We start from the raw sequence: 19,880 nt of genomic DNA on the forward strand, positions 1-19,880 counted from the left end.
CGGTAGGCTCCACAGGCGTGCGTGACGCCCTCGACCTCGCTGCCGGCGCCGACGACTCCCCGGGGCCGGCGGGGGCACCCGCGGTGCGCGTCCTCGGGCCGGTGCGCGTGGCCGGGCCGGGCGGCGAGCTCCGGCCGCCGCGGGGCGCGCGTGCCGCGGCACTGGTCGTGCTCCTCGCCCTGGGCGGCCCCCGCGGGGTCTCGTCGACCGCGATCGTCGACCGGCTCTGGCAGGAGTCGCTGCCCGCCGACCCGCGTGCCGCGCTGCAGAACCTGGTCTCGCGCCTGCGGGCCGTGGCAGGGCGACACGTCGTGCGCGCCACCGAGACCGGCTACGCGCTGGGTGTCGTCTCCGACCTCGACCTGGTGCGCGAGGGCCTGACGGCGGCCCGCCACGAGCTCGTGTCGGGGGACCCGGGCGCGGCGTCGGCGACCACGGAGCGGATCCTCGGGCTGTGGGATGGCGCTCCCGGCGGTGACCTCGACGGCGGCGGGTTCGCCGCCGTCGCGCGCGAGCTGGCCGCGGCGGCAGAGCGCTGGCGTGACGGGCTGCGCGTGGTGCGCCGGGACGCCGCCGAGGCGACGGGGCAGCACGCCGTCGTCGCCGAGATCGCCGTGGCCGACCTCGCCGCGGACCCGACGGACGAGGACGCGGCCCGCGCGCTCATGGGCGCCCTCGGCGGGCTCGGCCGGCCGGCGGAGGCCCTCCGAGTGTTCACGCGGCTGCGGTCCGTGCTGGTGCGGGAGCTGGGCAGCGAGCCCGGGCCCGCGACCGTCGCGCTCTACGACGAGCTCGCCGCCGTCGGCGCCCCCGGCCCCGACGGCCACGGGGTGCCCGTCGCGTGGCCGGGGTCGGACGCCGTCGTCCCCGCCGACGGCGTGCCGGCCGCGGGGACCACCCGCGGCCTGCGGACCTACGCGACGCCGCTGCTCGGGCGCGACGCGGACGTCGCCGCGGTACGGGACGCGCTGGACATGGCCCGGCTGGTCACCGTGCTGGGGCCGGGCGGGCTGGGCAAGACCCGGCTCGCGCAGGAGGTCGCCCGCCGGGCCGCCGCGCGCACGCCGTTCGTGGTCGTCGTCGAGCTGGTGGGCGTGCGCGACGACGACGACGTCGTGCTGGCGCTCGCGGACGCTCTTGGGATCGTGCCGGGGGCCGGCTCGCTGCGTCTGGCGGAGCGGCTCCAGGCCGGCGACCTGGCGAGCCAGGTCGCGGCCCGGCTGCGCGACGCCGACGCCCTCGTGGTCCTCGACAACTGCGAGCACGTGGTGGAGGGCGCGGCCCGGTGGGCCGCGACGCTGCTCGACGCGTCCCCGCGGCTGCGGGTGCTCGCCACCAGCCGGACCCCGCTGCTGCTCGAGGGCGAGGTCGCATACGCGCCGGCGCCGCTGGGCTCCGACCCCGCGGAGGCCGACGGCGGCCCCGCCGTGCGGCTGTTCGTCGAGCGGGCCCGCGCCGTGCGCCCCGACGCCCTCCTCGATCACCAGGCGGTGGCCCGCCTCTGCGAGCGTCTGGACGGGCTGCCGCTGGCGATCGAGCTGGCGGCGGCGCGCGTCCGCACCCTGAGCGTCGCGGAGGTGGACGCCAGGCTCGACGAGCGGTTCGCCCTGCTCCGGGTGCGCGACCGCTCTGTCCCGGACCGCCACCGCACGCTCGAGGCGGTGCTGGACTGGAGCTGGAACCTGCTCTCGGCCGGCCAGCAGGCGCTGTGGCGGCGCGCCGCCGTCCTCCCGGACGGCTTCTCCGCGGAGGCGGCGCGGGCGCTGGTGCCGGCCGCGTCCGGGTGGCAGGTGGACGACGACGTCGCCGCGCTCGTGCTGCAGTCGCTGGTGCGGGTCGAGGAGGCGGACGGGGCGGCCCGGTACCGCATGGTCGAGACCGTGCGGGAGTTCGGGCTGCTGCGGCTCGCCGCCTCCCGGGAGGAGGTGGCGACGGACGACGCCGTGCTCGGGTGGTCGACGACGGTCGCCCGCCGCTGCGCCTCGCACCTGCTGACGCCCGGGCAGCGCGAGGCGGTGGCCGAGCTCGCCCGCGAGCAGGAGAACCTCCTGTTCGCGGTGCGCCGCGCGGTGGACCGGGGGCGGCCGGACGCCGTCGTGCACGGCTTCGTCGCGCTGCTCGGCAGCTGGACCTCGCGGGGCGCCGAGGAGCGCGTCGTCGGCCTCGCGCCCGTCGTGCTCGACTCGCTCGCCGGCTGGCAGGTGCCGGAGGACCACGCGGACGCCACGGCGATCGCCCTCGTGGTGATCGCCGGGGCGTCGGTCTTCGGGGCGCCCGAGCGGGCGGCGCGGCCGCTGGCACGCCTGCGACGGCTGCTGCGCACCAGCCGGTCCGTGGGATCGCGCACCCGCGACCTGGCCGGCCTGGTCCTGGCCCGGTCGCCGGAGGAGATCGCCGAGGTGCTCGCACGGCTGCAGCGGTCCGACGACGGGTACACGTCGCTGCTGGCGCACATGTTCGAGGCGCAGCAGCGGGAGAACGACGGCGAGCTGGCGCGCGCGGTGGAGCTCGCCGGGACGGCCCACGAGGTCGCCCGCCGCCTGGAGGACCCCGCGGCCACCGCCATGACGGCGATGGTGGTGGCCTCCTTCATGACGGAGCAGGGCGACGCCGCCGCGGTCGCGGGCTGGGTCGCCGCGGCGCGGGACGGGCTGGTGGCGATCGGCGCCGACGAGATGCAGCGCCAGGTCCAGTGGATCGAGCTCAGTGCGGCGCTGACGCTCGAGGATCTCTCGGCGGCAGAGTCGACGGTCGCGGGCATGGCCGACGCGCTCGAGGGGAGCCGGGGTGCGCAGGCGACGGAGTCCGTCGCGGTGCTCGAGCTCGGGCGGGGCGAGGTGGCGTGGCTGCGCGGGGACCGCGACGCGGCGCTGGAGCACTTCTCGCGGTCGGTCGCGACCTTCGGCGCGGGCCAGCCACCGGGGGACGCCGCCCCGTGGTTCCTCATGGCGGCGTCGGCCACGCTGGTGCGGCGGGTCCAGGCGGGCGCGGCGGACGACGGCGGCCTGGTGCAGCGCATCGTCGAGGTGGGGCGCCGGGTGCGGGGCGCGGGCCGCGGGTTCGTCGACCGGCCGGTGCTCGCGACGTCGTCGGTCGGCGTCGCGTACTGGGCCTGCCTCGGCGACGGGCGCGCCGGGCGACGGGACCCCGACCGGGTGGCCGCGGGCGCGGAGCTGCTGGCGCTCGCGGGCCGGCTGGGCGCGCGCCAGGACCTGCCCGCCCTCCGGCTGATCGACCTGCGGGGCTCCGTGGCCGATTCCCTCGGTGGCACGGACGCGGCCGTGGTGCGGGCGGCCGAGGAGCGGGCCGGCGCGCTGGCCCGCGACGAGCTGGTGCCGCGCGCGGAAGAGCTCCTGGCCCGCCTCGCGGGCGAGGCGGGCCAGGAGCTCGGGGGTGGTCCCGCTCAGGCCTTCTTCATGTAGCTCCGCACGGCGAGCGGGGCGAAGATCGCGACGACCACGGCGCAGCTCAGCAGCGCGATGCCGACCTGGCCGGTCACGCTGCCGGTGCCGGCGAGGTCGCGCACCGCGGTCACGAGGTGCGACACCGGGTTGACGTTGACGAAGCCCTGCAGCCACCCGGGCATGGTGTCCACGCTGACGAACGCGTTGGACAGGAACGTCAGCGGGAAGAGCACCAGGAACGAGATGCCCTGCACCGACGACGCGGACCGGGCGACGACGCCGAGGAACGCGAAGATCCAGCTGAGCGACCAGGCGCAGACGATGACGAGCAGCCCCGCGAGGAGCACGCCGCTCACGCCGCCGCCCGGGCGCCAGCCCATGATCAGGCCCATGACGATGGTGAGGGTCGTCGCGATGAGGTAGCGGACGGTGTCCGCCACGAGGGCGCCGGCCAGCGGCGCGATGCGGGCGATGGGCAGGGACCGGAACCGGTCGAACACGCCCTTGTCCATGTCCTCGCGCAGCTGGGTGCCGGTGACCGCCGACGTCGTGATGACGGTCTGCACGAGGATGCCGGGGATGATGAGCGGGAGGTAGGCCTCGACGCTCCCGGCGATCGCGCCGCCGAAGATGTACGTGAACATCAGCGTGAAGATGATCGGCTGCACGGTGACGTCGATGAGCTGCTCCGGCGTCCGGCGGATCTTGATCAGGCCGCGGCGGGCCATGGCCAGCGAGTCGGCGACGCCCTGGCGGAGGGTGACGCGGTTGCGCAGGGTGCGTTCGGCACCGGGGACGATGCGCGTGCCCGGCGCCGGACGCGCGCTGGGGGCGGTGGTGAGCGTGGTCATGCGGAGATCTCCTCGAGCTCGGGTGAGCCGGCAGCGGTGGCGGCCTGGTCGGTCGCGTCGTGGCCGGTCAGGGTCAGGAACACCTCGTCGAGGGTCGGCTTGTCCATCGACAGCCCGTCCAGGTCGACGCCGGCGCCGCGCAGGCGGACCAGGACGTCCGTGACGCGGGCCGGGTCGGCGACGGGCACGGTGAGCCGGCGGGCCTCGGGGGACGGGGTGGCGGCGACGCCGAGCACCTCCTGCACGGTCTCGAGCGCGGCCGGCAGGTGCTCGGGCTGCAGCAGGGTGAGCTGCAGGGACTGCTGGCCCACGGACGACTTGAGCTCGTCGCCGGTGCCCTCCGCGACGACCTGCCCGCGGTCGATGACCGCGATGCGGTCGGCGAGCTGGTCGGCCTCGTCGAGGTACTGCGTGGTGAGCAGCACGGTGGAGCCCGTCTCGACCAGGCGGCGGATGGTCTCCCACATCTGCGCGCGGGTGCGCGGGTCGAGGCCCGTGGTGGGCTCGTCGAGGAAGAGGAGCGGCGGCTGGGCGATGAGGCTCGCGGCGAGGTCGAGTCGACGGCGCATGCCGCCCGAGAAGTTCTTCAGCGGGCGCGCGGCGGCGTCGGTGAGGTGGAACTCCTCGAGCAGGTCACGGGTGCGGCGCGTCGCCGCGGCGCCCTTGAGGCCGTTGAGGCGGCAGAACAGCAGCAGGTTCTCGGTGGCGCTGAGCGTCTCGTCGACAGACGCGTACTGTCCCGTGACGCCGATGAGCTGCCGCACGACGAACGGCTCGCGCGCCACGTCGTGGCCGAAGACGGAGGCGCGCCCGGCGTCGGGGCGCAGGAGGGTCGCCAGCATGCGGATCGTGGTGGTCTTGCCCGCCCCGTTCGGGCCGAGGACCCCGTAGACCGTGCCGGTGGCGACCTGGAGGTCGACGCCGTCCACGGCGCGGTTGTCGCCGAAGATCTTGACGAGGCCCTCGGCCTCGATCGCGGTGGTGGTCATGGCACCCACCCTGCGCGGCGGCGCTCGCAGCCTGCTGTCACGCCGCTGTCACGCGCTCGCGCACCGCAGTCAGCGGCCTACGGGACGTCCCGGGGCAGGGCGGCCACCCGCCGCCTGACCGCCTCGACGTGCGCGGTCGCGGCGGGGAGGACCGTGTCGTCGACGGACGCGACGGCGACGATCCCGAGGGAGTTGACCAGGAACGTCCCGACGAAGCCGCCCAGGTCGTCGAGGCGCACCGAGGCGGCCCGCGACGGCGTCGTCTCCGCGACCAGCGCGAGGCCGGTGCCGCGCAGGTGCGGTGCGGCCGGCCAGATCACCTGGCCGTCAGGCTCGACGAAGCCGATGTTGGCGATCGACGACTCGGCGACGATCCCGCCGGGGCCGGTGAGCAGCGCGTCGTCGTAGCCCTCGCGGGCCGCGACGCGCGCCCATTGCGCCTGCGCGAAGCCGCCCAGGTGCTTGAGGTGCGCGAACGGGCGCAGGTACGGCACGGAGCGCAGGCGCTGAGGGCGGGTGGGCGGCTGGCGGGGCTCGGCGACCTGGACGGCGACGTGATCGGCGTCGCGCAGGACGACGCGGACGGAGGCGTCGGTCTGCCCGGCGAGCGCGTGCCGCACGAGCCGGCGGACGCGGTCGCCGTCGAGCGGCACGCCGAAGATCTCGCGGTGGGCGGCGTCCAGCCGTCCCAGGTGGTGCGCCAGGCCCTGCACCCCGCCGCCGCGCACCTGCATGGCGGTGAAGTGACCGTCCGTGGAGGCGACCTGCGCGGCCGTGGCCGGGCGTCCGTCGACCTCGATGCGCACCGGGGGCCTCAGGCGCGGGTGCGCAGCCGCAGGACGGCGTTCGCCGTGGCCCAGGTGAGGCAGCCGGCGCCCACCAGGTGGATGCCCACGAGGAGCTCGGGGAGGCCCGTGAAGTACTGGACGTACCCGATGAGCCCCTGCGCCAGCGTCACCGCGAGCAGCAGCCACGCCGCCTTGCGCGCCGTCGCCACCAGCGGGCCGGCCGACGCACGGTGCAGCAGCACGAGCAGCACCACGAGGGTGATCGTGAACAGCCAGACGGTGCCGGAGTGGGCGCGCGTGACCGTCAGCGGGTCGAGGGCCAGCCGGTAGCCGACCTCGGTGTCGCCGGAGTGCGGGCCGGAGCCCGTGACGAGCACGCCGAGCGTGACGACGGGGATCAGGAGCAGCCCGAGGAGGGCGCCCACGGTGGCGACGCCGCGCCCGGCGATCCGCTCCGGGGGCGCGTCGCCCTCGCCGTGCCGGTGCAGCAGGTAGGCGCTGAACCACACGAGCGCGGCGGAGACGCCGAAGTGCAGCGAGACCCAGCCCGGGCTCAGGTGCAGCAGCACCACGACGCCCCCGATGACCGCCTGCGCGATCACGCCCGCCAGGGGCACGACGCCGAGGGCCCGGTACGACCGGGGCCGCCTCCGGTCGGTCACGACGAGCAGGAGGACCAGCAGGCCGACGATGCCGAGCACGAACGCCAGGGTGCGGTTGCCGAACTCGATGTACGGGTGGATGGTCGACGCCTGGTGGAACGCTGGCGTGAACTGTCCGGGCTCGCAGTTCGGCCAGGTCGAGCAGCCGAGGCCGGAGTCGGTCAGGCGCACCGCGCCGCCGGTGCCGATGATGAGGATCTGGCCGATGACGTTCGCGAGCAGCACGCCGCGGGTCCAGGAACGGAACCGGGCAAGGCGGTCGGGAGATCCGGCGCGGTCGGACGTGGCGCCCGACCCGGCCTCGGAGGCAGGGCGCACGGCAGGGCTCGACGAGGTCACGGGTCCACGCTATCGCCCCGGCGCGGGCGCTCCGGGCGCCTCCGAGGCCTCCGCGGTGTGACCTTGACCCGGGTGGGGTCCGGTCCCGCGCCGGTCACTGCCAGCGGAAGAAGCGGGCCGCGGCCCACGCGAGCAGCGCGGTCCACGCGGCGAGCACCGCGAGCGCGAGCGGGGGGACCCCGGTGCCCAGCAGGGCCCCGCGCATCGCCTCGCCGAGCGCGCCCGACGGCAGGAACGTCGCGAGGTGCTCGAGCGGTCCCGGCAGCTGCTCCGGCGGCACCAGCAGCCCGCCGCCCACGACCAGGAGCACCAGCACGAGGTTGGCGAGCGCGAGCACGCCTTCGGCGCGCAGCGTCCCCGCCAGCAGGAGCGCGAGCGCGGTGAAGCAGGCCGTGCCGAGCAGCCCCACGCCCGCGGCCGCGAGGACCCCGCCCGGCGCGGGCTGCCAGCCCAGCGCGAGGGCCACCGCGCCGATGACGACGACCTGCACCAGCTCGACCGCCAGGACGCCCAGCAGCTTGCCGGCGAGCAGCCCGCCGCGGCCGAGCGGCGTCGTCGCCAGCAGCCGCAGCACGCCGTTGCGGCGGTCGAAGGCCGTGGCGATCGCCTGGGAGGTGAACGCCGTGGAGACGCAGGCGAGCGCGAGCACGCCCGGGGTCACGAAGTCGATGCGCGCCAGGCCGCCGGTGTCGATCTCGACCACGCTGGTGCGCGTCAGGCCGATCAGCACCAGCACCGGGAGCACGATCGTGACGAGCAGCTGCTCGCCGTTGCGCAGCACGGCCCGCGTCTCGAAGCCGGTCTGGGCCAGCACGCGCCGCCACGCGGGCGCGGCGGTGCCCGGGGCGCTTGGCGCGGGAGGGGTCGTCGTGGTCATCGCAGGTGCCGTCCCGTCAGGTCGAGGAAGACGTCCTCCAGCGTGCGCCGCCCCACGGTGAGGCGGCTGGCGAGGACGTCGTGGTCGGCGAGCCACGCGGTGAGCGCGGCCAGGGCGCGCGGGCCGGCGGGGCCCGTGCCGACGTACGAGCCACGCTGCGGCTCGGTCACCAGCCACGCGCCGGTGGTGCCCGGCGTCGCGGCGTCGAGCGCGGCGGCCACGGCGGTGACGTCGAGGCCGGCGGCGGCGTCGAAGCGCAGCGTGCGGTCGTCCTGCGCGTCGGGGAAGAGGAGGTCGGGGACGCTGCCGCTGGCGATGACCCGGCCGTGGTCGACGACGTGCACCCGGTCGGCCAGGTCCTCCGCCTCGTCCATGAGGTGCGTGGTCAGGACGACGGCGGCGCCCTCGTCCCGCAGCTCGCGCACGAGGTCCCACACGGCGTGCCGGCTCTGCGGGTCCATCCCCGCGCTCGGCTCGTCGAGGAAGACCACCTCGGGCCGCCCCACGACGGCCGCCGCGAGGGACAGCCGCTGACGCTGGCCGCCCGACAGGCGGCGCACCGTGGTCCGTGCGAAGGAGCCGATGCCGAGGCGCTCGCCGAGCTCGCCGAGGTCGCGCGGCGCCGCATACATGGCGGCGACGTGGCGCAGCACCTCGCCCGCGCGGGCGCCGGTGGGCAGCCCGCCGTCCTGCAGCATGACGCCGACCCGGGGGCGGAGGGCTCGCGCGTCGGCCACGGGGTCGAGACCGAGGACACGCACCGTCCCGCCGTCGGGGGTGCGCAGGCCCTCGCAGCACTCCACGGTGGTGGTCTTGCCCGCCCCGTTCGGCCCGAGGACGGCGGTCACCGCCCCGGCGTCGGCGACGAGGTCGAGGCCTGCGACGACGTCGCGTCCGTCGTAGCGTTTGACCAGGCCCTGCACGTGGACGGCGGCGCGGGCGGCCTCGGCGGGACGGAGGGGCGCGGCGGCGCCGTCCGCGCCCGATGGCGCGATCGAGGTGGGCACCGGAAGATTCTACGGAAGTCGCCCGACCGGGCGGCGCACGGTTCGCACGACCGGAGGAGCACGACGGACATGACCTTCTACGCGTTCACCCCGCCGCAGGACGTCGCCGCCCTGGCCCGGCGCCTGTGGTACTGGCCGGTGATTCGCGGCGTGCTGGCGGTCCTCTTCGGCCTGCTGGCCGTCTTCCTGCCGGACAAGACGCCGACCCTGCTCGTCCAGGTCTTCGGGGTGTTCGTGCTGGTCGACGGCCTGGTGAGCATCATCGACGGGGTCCGTCGACGCGGCACCTCTGCAGGGTCCGTGAACACCGGCGTCGGGATCGTCGCGCTGGTGTTCGGGGCCCTCCTGCTGCTCCTGCCGAAGGTGTTCCTCGGCGTCGTGCTGATCCTCGTGGCCATCTGGGCTCTGATCTTCGGTCTGCTGCAGCTGTTCGTCGTCCCGGCGATGCGCCGGCGCGGCGGGGCGTCGTGGGTGTGGAACCTGCTCGCGGGCCTGCTGCTGGTAGCGCTCGCGGTGGTGTGCTTCGTCAACCCCTCCGACGCGATCGTGGGCCTGTCCATCGTGATCGGCGTGTTCGCGGTGATCATCGGGATCGTGATGATCGCCCTAGGGATCAAGCTGCGGCAGCTCGGGCAGCAGACCCCGGGCGGAGGAGCGGTCGGCGGCCCGGGCGAGGTCATCGAGGGGCGGATCGTCGCCGACGAGTGACGTTCGCGACATCCGGGGCCCGACCACCCTCCGGTGAGGCATGCCTTGCTTGACATCCTGGATTACGCAACAAGGATGTTACCTATATCGACGTCGTCGCCCGTGGTTGAGGTCTGCAGCTGAGGCCTCTCCCGGGTGGTCCACGAGCCGTATGGGGGGATGAGCGCATGCCGACGAGCACGACCGACCGCACGGCCGCACGCATCGACCCCCGCGTCCTGGACGACGCCCCCGAGGCCGACGGCACTACCCGCCGCCGCGTCCTCGAGCTGGTGGCGGGCGAGGGGCCGGTGACCGCCGGCGAGCTCGCCGACCGGCTCGGCCTCACCTCCGCCGCCGTGCGCCGTCACCTGGCCTGCCTCGAGGAGGACGGCACCATCGCGGTGCACGACGCCGGCCCGTCGTCCGGCCGTCGGGGCCGCCCTGCACGCCGCTACGTCGTCAGCGCGCACGGCCAGTCCGACCTCGCGGGCGGGTACTCCGAGCTCGCGGCGCAGGTCATGCGATACCTGCGCGAGACGGGCGGCAGCGACGCCGTGGCGCGGTTCGCGGCCGACCGGTACGACGCCGTGGTCGCGCGGTTCGCCCCGCGACTCACGGCCACCGACCCCCAGGAGCGCGCGCAGCAGCTCGCCGGCCTGCTCTCGGCCGACGGCTACGCCGCCTCGGTCCGCCCGGTCTCCGGCCCGCTCCTGCCCACCGTCCAGCTGTGTCAGGGCCACTGCCCGGTGCAGCACGTCGCCGAGGAGTTCGGCGAGCTGTGCGAGGCCGAGGCCCGCGCGTTCTCCGAGCTGCTCGGCACCCACGTCCAACGCCTGGCCACGATCGCGGGCGGCGCGCACGCCTGCGTCACGAACGTCCCGATCGTCGCGACGCCGGCCTCGCAGACCCCCTCCACGAACCTCCCCACCCCGGCCCACCGCACCCGCGGCACGCAGGAAGGAACACGATGAGCGCTCCCACCCAGGACGCCGCCCAGGCGGCTTCGGCACAGGGCACCGAGAAGCGGTCCGATGACGAGATCATCGACTCGATCGGCGCGTACCAGTTCGGCTGGCGCGACAGCGACGCCGCCGGCGAGGCCGCCAAGCGCGGTCTGAACGAGGACGTCGTCAAGAACATCTCGGCGCTGAAGGACGAGCCCGAGTGGATGGCGAAGTTCCGTCTCAAGGCGCTGCGGCTGTTCGGGAAGAAGCCGATGCCGAACTGGGGCGCCGACCTCACGGGGATCGACTTCGACCGGATCAAGTACTTCGTGCGCTCCACGGAGAAGCAGGCCGCCAGCTGGGAGGACCTGCCCGAGGACATCAAGGAGACCTACGACAAGCTCGGCATCCCCGAGGCGGAGAAGCAGCGCCTCGTGGCCGGCGTCGCCGCGCAGTACGAGTCCGAGGTCGTCTACCACCAGATCAACGAGGAGCTCGAGAAGCAGGGTGTCATCTTCCTCGACACCGATACCGCGCTGCGCGAGCACCCCGAGCTGTTCCAGGAGTACTTCGGCACCGTCATCCCGTCGGGCGACAACAAGTTCGCGGCGCTGAACTCCGCCGTGTGGTCGGGCGGGTCGTTCGTCTACGTGCCGCCGGGCGTGCACGTCGAGATCCCGCTGCAGGCCTACTTCCGCATCAACACGGAGAACATGGGCCAGTTCGAGCGGACGCTGATCATCGCGGACGAGGGCTCCTACGTGCACTACGTCGAGGGCTGCACCGCGCCGATCTACTCGAGCGACTCGCTGCACTCCGCGGTCGTCGAGATCGTCGTGAAGAAGAACGCCCGCGTGCGGTACACGACCATCCAGAACTGGTCGAACAACGTGTACAACCTGGTGACCAAGCGCGCCACGGCCGCCGAGGGCGCCACCATGGAGTGGGTCGACGGCAACATCGGCTCCAAGGTGACGATGAAGTACCCGGCGATCTACCTGCTGGGCGAGCACGCCCGCGGCGAGACGCTGTCCATCGCCTTCGCGGGCGAGGGCCAGCACCAGGACGCCGGCTGCAAGATGGTGCACGCCGCGCCCCGCACGTCGTCGTCGATCGTGAGCAAGTCCGTCGCCCGCGGCGGCGGCCGCACGTCGTACCGCGGCCTGGTGCAGGTGCTCGAGGGCGCCAAGCACTCCGCCTCGACGGTGCTGTGCGACGCGCTGCTCGTCGACCAGATCTCCCGGTCCGACACCTACCCGTACGTCGACGTCCGCGAGGACGACGTGTCCATGGGGCACGAGGCGACGGTCTCGCGGGTGAGCGAGGACCAGCTGTTCTACCTCATGTCCCGAGGCATGGAGGAGACCGAGGCGATGGCCATGATCGTGCGCGGGTTCGTCGAGCCCATCGCGCGCGAGCTGCCCATGGAGTACGCGCTCGAGCTCAACCGCCTCATCGAGCTGCAGATGGAAGGGTCCGTCGGCTAAATGACTGCGCAGACCATGACTACCGATCACTCCCGCGCCGTGGCCGACGGTGCCCACTCCCACGGCGTGGTCCCGGCGGGCTCGCGCGCGGAGCGCAAGACGTCGTTCGACCTCGCCGACATCCCCGTGCCCACCGGGCGCGAGGAGGAGTGGCGCTTCTCGCCCGTCGCGCGGCTCCAGCCGCTGTTCGGCGAGGACCTGGGCGCCGGCGGCGTGCTGACGACCGTCGTCGAGGCTCCGGAGGCCAAGGTCGAGATCGTCGGCAAGGGCGACCCGCGCCTGGGCACCACCGGCAAGCCGGGGGACCGCACCGCCGTGACCGCGTGGAACGCGGCCGCCGAGGCGACCATCATCACCATCCCTGCCGAGGCTGTCGCCAGCGAAGTCACCTCCGTGCGGGTCGAGGGCGCCACCAAGGACGCGACCGCGCAGCACCTGCTGGTGCACGCCGAGCACCACGCCGAGGCCGTCGTCGTCATCGACCACCGCGGGGATGCGACGCTCAACCAGACGGTCGAGATCGTCGTCGACGAGGGCGCGCACCTCACGCTCGTCTCCGTGCAGGACTGGGCGGACGGTGCCGTGCACGCCTCCAGCCACCGCGCCAGCATCGGCCGCGACGCCAAGCTCAAGCACGTCGTCGTGACCTTCGGCGGCGACGTCGTGCGGATCACGCCGGACGCGACGTTCACGGGCGAGGGCGGCGAGGTCGAGATGGTCGGCCTGTACTTCGCGGACGCGGACCAGCACCAGGAGCACCGCCTGTTCGTGGACCACGCCGTGCCGCGGTGCAAGTCGCGGGTCACCTACAAGGGCGCCCTGCAGGGCGCCGGCGCCCACGTGGTGTGGGTCGGCGACGTGCTGATCCAGGCCGAGGCCGAGGGCACCGACACGTACGAGCTCAACCGCAACCTGGTCCTCACCGACGGCGCGCGCGCCGACTCGGTGCCGAACCTGGAGATCGAGACCGGAGAGATCGAGGGCGCGGGGCACGCGTCGGCGACCGGCCGCTTCGACGACGAGCAGCTCTTCTACCTCATGGCCCGCGGCATCCCCGAGGTCGACGCGCGTCGCCTCGTCGTGCGCGGCTTCTTCGCGGAGCTCATCGAGCAGATCGGCGTCGCGTCGGTCGAGGACCGCCTCCTCGCCTCGATCGAGGCCGAGCTGGAGAAGTCGATGAGCGTCATCACCGGCGTCGCGCCGGTCGCGGAGTGAGCTCCCGATGACCTCCCAGCTGGCCTGCATGGCCGACGACCTCGCCCCCGAGGAGGCCATGCTCGTGGAGCTCGACGGCGCGAACGGGGCCCCGGTCCCGGTCGCGGTCGTCCGTGACGCCGACGGCGGCTGGCACGCCCTCTCGGACATCTGCTCGCACGGGCAGGTCTCCCTGTCCGACGGGGAGGTCGAGGGCTGCCTGGTCGAGTGCTGGCTGCACGGGTCGCAGTTCGACCTGCGCACCGGCAAGCCGGTCCAGCTCCCCGCGACGCAGCCCGTGCCGGTGTACCCGGTGACCGTGGACGGCGACCGCATCCTCGTGGACGTCGACGAGACGCTCGCCGTCGCGTCCTGACCCCCACTCTTCGCAACACAGACCTGGAGACACGAAGCATGCCCACCCTGGAGATCCGCGACCTGCACGTCAGTGTCGAGACCAAGGAAGGCGCCAAGCCGATCCTGCGCGGCGTCGACCTGACCATCAACTCGGGCGAGACGCACGCCATCATGGGGCCGAACGGCTCCGGCAAGTCCACGCTCGCCTCGGCCCTCGCCGGCCACCCGAAGTACACGGTGACCTCCGGCACCGCGACGCTCGACGGCGAGGACCTCCTCGCGATGACCGTCGACGAGCGCGCCCGCGCCGGCCTGTTCCTCGCCATGCAGTACCCGGTCGAGGTGCCCGGCGTGTCGGTGGCGAACTTCCTGCGCACCGCCAAGACCGCCATCGACGGCGAGGCCCCCGCCCTGCGCACGTGGGGCAAGGAGGTCAAGGGTGCGATGGAGAACCTGCGCATCGACTCGACCTTCGCCGAGCGCTCCGTCAACGAGGGCTTCTCGGGCGGCGAGAAGAAGCGCCACGAGATCCTGCAGATGGAGCTCTTCAAGCCCCACTTCGCGATCCTCGACGAGACCGACTCGGGCCTCGACGTCGACGCGCTGCGCGTCGTGTCGGAGGGCGTGAACCGCGCCAAGACGAACACCGACGTCGGCGTGCTGCTCATCACGCACTACACGCGCATCCTGCGCTACATCAAGCCGGACTTCGTGCACGTCTTCGTCGACGGCAAGATCGCTGAGGAGGGCGGCCCCGAGCTGGCGGAGCAGCTCGAGGAGAACGGCTACGACAAGTACGTCGGCACCGGCGCGACGATGGCCTGACCTCCTCGTCGAGAAGTCTCGATCAGGAGCCGTCACCAGGAGGACGACATGACCACCACCGACACCGTGCGCCCGTCGCTCACCGCGGCGGAGCTCGCCGCCGTGCGCGCGGACTTTCCGCTGCTCGGGCGCACGGTGCGGGGAGGCCGCCCGCTCGTCTACCTGGACTCGGCCGCGACCTCGCAGAAGCCGAACGTGGTGCTCGAGGCCGAGGTCGACTTCTACGAGCAGCGCAACGCGGCCGTGCACCGGGGCGCGCACCAGCTCGCCGAGGAGGCGACCGAGGCGTTCGAGGACGCGCGGGAAGCCGTCGCGGCCTTCGTCGGGGCGGACGCCGACGAGATCGTCTGGACGCCGGGCGCGACGGCGGCGATCAACCTCGTCGCGTACGCGTTCTCGAACGCCACCGCCGGTCGCGGGGGAGCGGCGGCCGAGCGGTTCCGCCTCGCCCCGGGCGACGAGATCGTCGTCACCGAGGCCGAGCATCACGCCAACCTCGTGCCGTGGCAGGAGCTGTGCGCCCGCACCGGCGCCGTCCTGCGCTGGTTCGGGGTCGACGACGAGGGCCGTATCGACCTGTCGCACGTCGACCAGGTGATCACCGAGCGCACCCGGGTGGTGGCGTTCGGGCACGTGTCGAACGTGAGCGGGGCGATCGCCCCCGTGGCCGAGCTGGTCGCCGCCGCGAAGCGAGTCGGGGCGCTCACCGTGCTCGACGCGTGCCAGTCCGTGCCGCACCTGCCGGTCGACCTGCACGCCCTGGACGTCGACCTCGCCGCCTTCAGCGCGCACAAGATGCTCGGCCCCACGGGTGTCGGCGCCCTGTACGGGCGGCGCGAGCTGCTCGAGGCGATGCCGCCGGTGACCACGGGCGGGTCGATGGTCGAGGTCGTGACCATGGCCGAGACCACGTTCGCCCCGCCGCCGCAGCGGTTCGAGGCCGGCACGCAGATGGTCGCCCAGGCCGTCGGCATGGGCGTGGCGGCGCGATGGCTGGGCGAGCTGGGCATGGATCGCGTCGCCGAGCACGAGCGCGAGCTCGCGGCCGAGCTCGTCCGCATCGGCGAGATCCCCGGGGTCCGGATCGTCGGCCCGGCCGACGCGCGCGACCGGCTCGCGGTGGTCTCGTTCGTCGTCGACGGCGTGCACGCCCACGACGTCGGGCAGGTGCTCGACGACAAGGGCATCGCCGTGCGGGTGGGCCACCACTGCGCGCAGCCGCTGCACCGCCGGTTCGGCGTCGCCGCGACCGCCCGCGCTTCGGCGTCCGTGTACACCACCACCGAGGAGATCGCGGCGTTCCGGGAAGCATTGGCGGGCGTGCGCGCGTTCTTCGGTGTGGACTGAGGACGACCCGCGGGTCGGTACGACGAGGCAGAAGGTAGGCACGTGAGCTCGCTCGAGCAGATGTATCAGCAGGTGATCCTGGACCACGCGAAGCGCCCGCACGGTCGGGGGCTCGTGGACGCACCCGCCGACCACCGGTCGGGGGAGTCGCACCAGGTGAACCCGACCTGCGGCGACGAGATCACGCTGCGCGTGGACGTCGACGGCGCGACCGTGGTCGGCGTCTCCTGGGAGGGGCAGGGGTGCTCCATCTCGCAGGCCTCCGCCTCCGTGCTGACCGAGCTCGTCACGGGCCACGACCTCGCGGACGTCGCACGGCTGGACGCTGTGTTCCACGACCTCATGGGGTCGCGCGGCAAGGGGCTGGACGACGAGGACGCGCTCGACACCCTCGGCGACGCGAGCGCGTTCACCGGCGTCTCGCAGTACCCCGCCCGTATCAAGTGCGCGCTGCTCGGCTGGGCGGCGCTCAAGGACTCGCTGGCACGCAGCGGCGCGCTGGCAGGATGACGTACCGGACCACCGGACACCGGAGGAGACGATGACCGAGAACACCACCGACGCGGGCGCCCGCCCCGTCGACGCGCCCGTCGCGGCACCGACGCCCACCACGGCCGCCGACGTCGAGGAGGCCATGCGCGACGTCATCGACCCCGAGCTGGGCATCAACGTCGTCGACCTGGGCCTCGTCTACGGCATCCAGGTGGACCAGAACAACATGGCGACCATCGACATGACGCTCACTTCCGCGGCCTGCCCGCTGACCGACGTCATCGAGGACCAGTCGGGCCAGGCGCTCGAGGGACTGGTCGACGGGTTCCGCGTCAACTGGGTCTGGATGCCGCCGTGGGGCCCGGAGAAGATCACCGACGAAGGCCGCGAGCAGCTGCGGATGCTGGGCTTCAACGTCTGATCGAGAAGCCAGAACTATCCGAGACACGAAGGCCCTGCCCCTCGGGGCGGGGCCTTTGCGTCACCTGGGTGAGTCGTGCGAGCGGGTGCGGCCGGCGTCGCGCGAGGCAGGTGCGGTGTGGCGCTGGTACCTCCGTCTCCATGTCCGCTCTTCGCCGTGCTGGCCCTGACCGACCCGGTGTGCGGCGCCCGAGCCCAGCTGACGTCCACCCCTCGGCGCAGGTCGGAGGCGTCGTCGTCGCGCGTGCCGGCGGCGCGCCGCGTACGGTACGAGCCAGACGGAACCCTGAGGGGAGGGCCGGTGTCGGACGACGGTTTCCGGGCGCTCGTGCTCGAGGACGACCCCGACTCGGCGGAGTTCGTCCGGATCGCGCTGGCGCGGTACGGGGGGATGCAGGTGGACCTCGCCTCCGACGCCGACGAGGCGCTGGCCGCGCTGCGGCGCTCGATCTACGACGTGCTGGTGAGCGACATCCAGCTCCCGGGTCGGTCGGGGCTCGAGATCCTGCCGGAGGTGCGGGAGATCGACCCGACGCTGCCGATCATGATCGTCACCGCCTTCCCGACGGTGACCCATGCGGTCACCGCGCTGCGAGAGGCCGCCGACGACTTCCTGGTCAAGCCCGTCACCGCGTCCACGGTGGTGGAGCGCGCCACCGAGCTCGCCCAGCGCGCCCGCCGGGAGCGGGACTCGTCGCGGCAGCGTGTCCTCGCGGTCGGGGCCCACCCGGACGACGTCGAGATCGGCGTGGGAGCCACCCTGGCGGCGCACGCCGCCGCGGGGAACGAGCTCGTGATCCTCACGCTGTCGGGCGGCTCGGTGGGCGGGCTGGCCGCGGCGCGGCACGAGGAGGCGCTCGCGGCCGCGGAGGTGGTGGGGGCGCGGCTCGTGCACCTCGACTTCCCCGACACCCACCTCGACCCGGCGGAGGGCGTGATCGGCGCGATCGAGGACGTCGTCGCGGAGGTGGCACCGCACCGGGTCTACACGCACAGCGCGAACGACCGGCACCAGGACCACCGGGCGGTCAACGGCGCGGTGCAGATCGCGGCCCGCCAGGTGCCGAGCCTGCTGTGCTTCCAGAGCCCGTCCGCGACGGTGTCCTTCGCGCCGAACAGGTTCGTCGACGTCGACGGCTTCGTCGAGACCAAGCTGCGGATGCTGGCTGCGTACGTGTCGCAGGCCCACCGGGACTACATGCAGCCCGACATGGTGCGCGCCACGGCCCGCTACTGGGCGCGGTTCAGCCCGGCGAGCGAGGTGGAGCCCCTGGAGACGGTGCGCGCCAGCGAGACGGTCGCCCGGGCCTCGGCGGTCCGGGTCGTGCCCGGCGTCGACGAGGACGACGGGGACGCGCCGTCGGCACCCGAGGCACCGTCGACCACGCCCGCCCCGCACCTCCCCGTCGGGCGCGGGCGGCCGGGGGCGGCCCCCTGATGTCGCGCGACGGCGGCCGACGCCTCCGGGAGACGTACGAGAGCGTCTGGACGGCATGGTTCGCCGACGACGCCGTGGGCCTGCGGCAGCTGCCGCTCACGGTGTCGTTCTTCGTGGTCCTGGTCATCCTCCGCGTCAGCGGGGTCGAGGGGAACCCGCCGGTGCTCGCGCTGGCGGTGCTCCTCGTCGTCGCCGTCCAGCTGGTGGGCAGCCTCGGCCGTTGGGACCGATGGCCCCAGGCGTGGCGCTTCGTGCTACCCCTGGTGCAGATGCTGGCGATCGGCGTCCTGGAGCTCGGCTCGGGCCTGATCCTCGCGAGCTTCTTCGCACTGCTGTTCCTGCCCGTCGTAAGCCTCGCCCTCCAGCCAGGCCCCTGGGGGCTGGTCGTCGGGCTGTGCGGCGCGGTGGCGGCGCTGTTCGTGCCGAAGCTCCTGCCGCTCACCGCGGTGGAGCGGGTGCACCCCGTGATGCACTCGTTGGTGGTGCTGCTAGTGCTCGGGCTCGTGGCGGTGGGGACGCACGGCATCGTGGGGCTGGTGCGCCGGCAGGCCGCGCAGCTGGGACGGGCGCGCGACGACCTCGCGGCCGGGGCGCAGCAGCTGCGCGCCTCGCGGGACACGTTGCGGGGGATCATGGTCGCCGCCACGGAGGTGGGCTTCCTCGCGACGGACTCCGCCGGGCGGGTCGGGTGGGCCAGCCCGGGCGCGGTGCAGGTCTTCGGTCGCCCTGACCGCGAGCTCGTCGGCCTCGACGTGTCGCAGCTCGTCGACGCGGCCACGCTCGCCGTACGGCTGGCCGAGCACCCGGAGCCCGAGGCGGAGGGCGCGGCGAACCGGGTGGTGCTCGGCACCGCGACCGCGGGTGACTCCCACGTGGACGACTGGTCGGTCACGCTCCCCGACGGCGAGCGCCGCCACCTCGAGTTCACGGTGACGGAGCGACCAGCGCCGTCGGGCAGCGAGGACGAGCTCCCGGCGGGGTACCTCGTCGTCGTCACCGACGTCACCGCCCGCCACGAGGAGGAGCGCATCCAGGACGAGTTCATCGGGCTCGTGAGCCACGAGCTGCGCACCCCCCTTGCGTCGATCCTGGGCTACGTCGACCTGCTGCGGCTCGGGGGGGATCGGCTCGACGACGAGCAGCGGGGGTACCTGGCGGTCGTCGAGCGCAACGCCCGACGGCTCGGCTCGCTGGTCGACGACCTGCTCACCAGCGCGCAGATCGCCGCGGGCCGGCCCGTGCTCGCGGGGCGGGACGTCGACGTCGCGCAGGTGGTGCGCGAGGTCGTCGAGAACTCGCGCCCGGCCGCGCAGGCCGCGGGGGTCGAGGTCGTGGTGGACGGCGATCCGGTGGTGCCCCTCGTCTCCGACCCGGACCGGCTGGGGCACGTGGTCAGCAACCTGGTGAGCAACGCCGTGAAGTACAGCAGCTCCGGGGGCCTGGTCCGGGTGACCGTCACGGCGGGGTCCACCCCGGTCGGGTCGAACCTCGTGCGGCTGCAGGTGGCGGACAGGGGGTTCGGTATCTCGGCCGACGAGATCGAGCGGGTCACCCAGCGGTTCTACCGCTCGCGCGAGACACGGAGACGGCGCGTGCGGGGTGTCGGGCTCGGCCTCGCGCTCGTGGACCGGCTCGTGCACGACCACGGTGGCGTAATGTCGATCCGCAGCGAGCCGGGGGATGGCACGGAGGTGGACGTCGCGCTGCCGGACCTCCCCGGTCCCGGGGCCCCGGCCGCCGGGGACGCGCAGGACGTGCACTGAGGCCCG

18 protein-coding genes are annotated in these 19,880 nt (G+C 73.9%); 12 read left to right on the top strand and 6 right to left on the bottom strand.

Translation table 11 applies throughout. The features are described from left to right. The first annotated feature begins 17 nt into the window (after positions 1 to 17). On the top strand, positions 18 to 3,422 hold the full coding sequence (locus B5Y66_RS21595; protein ID WP_079576704.1) for an AfsR/SARP family transcriptional regulator: 3,405 nt from the start codon (positions 18 to 20) through the stop codon (positions 3,420 to 3,422). Here B5Y66_RS21595 and B5Y66_RS21600 read toward each other — a convergent pair. From B5Y66_RS21600 to B5Y66_RS21625, 6 genes are all read right to left on the bottom strand, one after another. After that, entirely contained in the window at positions 3,404 to 4,255 is an 852-nt protein-coding gene (locus B5Y66_RS21600; protein ID WP_079576705.1) for an ABC transporter permease, read from the bottom strand. The genes B5Y66_RS21595 and B5Y66_RS21600 overlap by 19 nt on opposite strands. Further along, the gene (locus tag B5Y66_RS21605; protein WP_079576706.1) at positions 4,252 to 5,244 is read right to left on the bottom strand and encodes an ATP-binding cassette domain-containing protein; all 993 of its coding nucleotides are present in this window, start codon (positions 5,242 to 5,244) and stop codon (positions 4,252 to 4,254) included. The genes B5Y66_RS21600 and B5Y66_RS21605 overlap by 4 nt, the downstream gene beginning before the upstream one ends. Positions 5,245 to 5,321: 77 nt before the next feature. Further along, positions 5,322 to 6,050, bottom strand: a complete 729-nt coding sequence (locus tag B5Y66_RS21610) for an aminotransferase class IV (protein ID WP_176168959.1) — start codon at positions 6,048 to 6,050, stop codon at positions 5,322 to 5,324. Positions 6,051 to 6,058: 8 nt separating this feature from the next. Further along, positions 6,059 to 7,033, bottom strand: a complete 975-nt coding sequence (locus B5Y66_RS21615) for a COX15/CtaA family protein (protein WP_322788706.1) — start codon at positions 7,031 to 7,033, stop codon at positions 6,059 to 6,061. Between the two features lie 94 nt (positions 7,034 to 7,127). Then, positions 7,128 to 7,910 (bottom strand): ABC transporter permease, encoded by a 783-nt coding sequence (locus tag B5Y66_RS21620; protein ID WP_079576707.1) that lies wholly within the window; start codon positions 7,908 to 7,910, stop codon positions 7,128 to 7,130. Beyond that, positions 7,907 to 8,917, bottom strand: coding sequence for an ABC transporter ATP-binding protein (locus B5Y66_RS21625; protein WP_079576708.1), 1,011 nt, complete (start codon positions 8,915 to 8,917; stop codon positions 7,907 to 7,909). Before B5Y66_RS21625 ends, B5Y66_RS21620 begins: the two co-directional genes overlap by 4 nt. Positions 8,918 to 8,986: 69 nt before the next feature. Between B5Y66_RS21625 and B5Y66_RS21630 the strand changes: the two genes are divergently transcribed. From B5Y66_RS21630 to B5Y66_RS21680, 11 genes are all read left to right on the top strand, one after another. After that, entirely contained in the window at positions 8,987 to 9,625 is a 639-nt protein-coding gene (locus B5Y66_RS21630) for an HdeD family acid-resistance protein (protein ID WP_139821041.1), read from the top strand. A 167-nt stretch (positions 9,626 to 9,792) separates the two neighbouring features. Continuing rightward, positions 9,793 to 10,578 (top strand): helix-turn-helix transcriptional regulator, encoded by a 786-nt coding sequence (locus B5Y66_RS21635; RefSeq protein WP_079576710.1) that lies wholly within the window; start codon positions 9,793 to 9,795, stop codon positions 10,576 to 10,578. Then, the gene (gene sufB / locus B5Y66_RS21640) at positions 10,575 to 12,038 is read left to right on the top strand and encodes a Fe-S cluster assembly protein SufB (protein ID WP_079576711.1); all 1,464 of its coding nucleotides are present in this window, start codon (positions 10,575 to 10,577) and stop codon (positions 12,036 to 12,038) included. Before B5Y66_RS21635 ends, sufB begins: the two co-directional genes overlap by 4 nt. After that, the gene (gene sufD, locus B5Y66_RS21645; protein ID WP_079576712.1) at positions 12,039 to 13,253 is read left to right on the top strand and encodes a Fe-S cluster assembly protein SufD; all 1,215 of its coding nucleotides are present in this window, start codon (positions 12,039 to 12,041) and stop codon (positions 13,251 to 13,253) included. Positions 13,254 to 13,260: 7 nt separating this feature from the next. Next, positions 13,261 to 13,608 carry a non-heme iron oxygenase ferredoxin subunit gene (locus B5Y66_RS21650; RefSeq protein WP_079576713.1) on the top strand — a complete coding sequence of 116 codons (348 nt, stop codon included), beginning with the start codon at positions 13,261 to 13,263 and terminating at the stop codon, positions 13,606 to 13,608. Positions 13,609 to 13,646: 38 nt separating this feature from the next. Then, the gene (gene sufC, locus B5Y66_RS21655; RefSeq protein ID WP_079576714.1) at positions 13,647 to 14,414 is read left to right on the top strand and encodes a Fe-S cluster assembly ATPase SufC; all 768 of its coding nucleotides are present in this window, start codon (positions 13,647 to 13,649) and stop codon (positions 14,412 to 14,414) included. A gap of 48 nt (positions 14,415 to 14,462) precedes the next feature. Then, the gene (locus B5Y66_RS21660; RefSeq protein ID WP_079576715.1) at positions 14,463 to 15,761 is read left to right on the top strand and encodes a cysteine desulfurase; all 1,299 of its coding nucleotides are present in this window, start codon (positions 14,463 to 14,465) and stop codon (positions 15,759 to 15,761) included. Positions 15,762 to 15,803: 42 nt separating this feature from the next. Then, positions 15,804 to 16,271, top strand: coding sequence for a Fe-S cluster assembly sulfur transfer protein SufU (gene sufU / locus B5Y66_RS21665; RefSeq protein WP_079576716.1), 468 nt, complete (start codon positions 15,804 to 15,806; stop codon positions 16,269 to 16,271). A 31-nt stretch (positions 16,272 to 16,302) separates the two neighbouring features. Further along, the gene (locus B5Y66_RS21670) at positions 16,303 to 16,674 is read left to right on the top strand and encodes a metal-sulfur cluster assembly factor (RefSeq protein ID WP_079576717.1); all 372 of its coding nucleotides are present in this window, start codon (positions 16,303 to 16,305) and stop codon (positions 16,672 to 16,674) included. 300 nt (positions 16,675 to 16,974) lie between these two features. Then, a complete protein-coding gene (locus tag B5Y66_RS21675) occupies positions 16,975 to 18,111 on the top strand; it encodes a PIG-L family deacetylase (protein WP_079576718.1) in 1,137 nt (378 codons plus the stop codon). Continuing rightward, positions 18,111 to 19,874 (top strand): sensor histidine kinase, encoded by a 1,764-nt coding sequence (locus B5Y66_RS21680; RefSeq protein WP_079576719.1) that lies wholly within the window; start codon positions 18,111 to 18,113, stop codon positions 19,872 to 19,874. The genes B5Y66_RS21675 and B5Y66_RS21680 overlap by 1 nt, the downstream gene beginning before the upstream one ends. Positions 19,875 to 19,880: the final 6 nt, after the last annotated feature.

Source organism: Krasilnikoviella flava, assembly GCF_900167525.1.
GTDB classification, from domain to species: domain Bacteria; phylum Actinomycetota; class Actinomycetes; order Actinomycetales; family Cellulomonadaceae; genus Isoptericola; species Isoptericola flavus.

Excerpts from the sequence above, each read along its gene's own strand:
- B5Y66_RS21620 (WP_079576707.1), bottom strand. The coding sequence starts at position 7,910 with ATGACCACGACGACCCCTCCCGCGCCAAGCGCCCCGGGCACCGCCGCG.
- B5Y66_RS21630 (WP_139821041.1), top strand. The coding sequence starts at position 8,987 with ATGACCTTCTACGCGTTCACCCCGCCGCAGGACGTCGCCGCCCTGGCC.
- sufD (WP_079576712.1), top strand. The coding sequence starts at position 12,039 with ATGACTGCGCAGACCATGACTACCGATCACTCCCGCGCCGTGGCCGAC.
- B5Y66_RS21660 (WP_079576715.1), top strand. The coding sequence starts at position 14,463 with ATGACCACCACCGACACCGTGCGCCCGTCGCTCACCGCGGCGGAGCTC.
- B5Y66_RS21680 (WP_079576719.1), top strand. The coding sequence starts at position 18,111 with ATGTCGCGCGACGGCGGCCGACGCCTCCGGGAGACGTACGAGAGCGTC.
- B5Y66_RS21600 (WP_079576705.1), bottom strand. The coding sequence starts at position 4,255 with ATGACCACGCTCACCACCGCCCCCAGCGCGCGTCCGGCGCCGGGCACG.
- sufB (WP_079576711.1), top strand. The coding sequence starts at position 10,575 with ATGAGCGCTCCCACCCAGGACGCCGCCCAGGCGGCTTCGGCACAGGGC.
- B5Y66_RS21670 (WP_079576717.1), top strand. The coding sequence starts at position 16,303 with ATGACCGAGAACACCACCGACGCGGGCGCCCGCCCCGTCGACGCGCCC.
- sufC (WP_079576714.1), top strand. The coding sequence starts at position 13,647 with ATGCCCACCCTGGAGATCCGCGACCTGCACGTCAGTGTCGAGACCAAG.
- B5Y66_RS21650 (WP_079576713.1), top strand. The coding sequence starts at position 13,261 with ATGACCTCCCAGCTGGCCTGCATGGCCGACGACCTCGCCCCCGAGGAG.
- B5Y66_RS21635 (WP_079576710.1), top strand. The coding sequence starts at position 9,793 with ATGCCGACGAGCACGACCGACCGCACGGCCGCACGCATCGACCCCCGC.
- B5Y66_RS21605 (WP_079576706.1), bottom strand. The coding sequence starts at position 5,244 with ATGACCACCACCGCGATCGAGGCCGAGGGCCTCGTCAAGATCTTCGGC.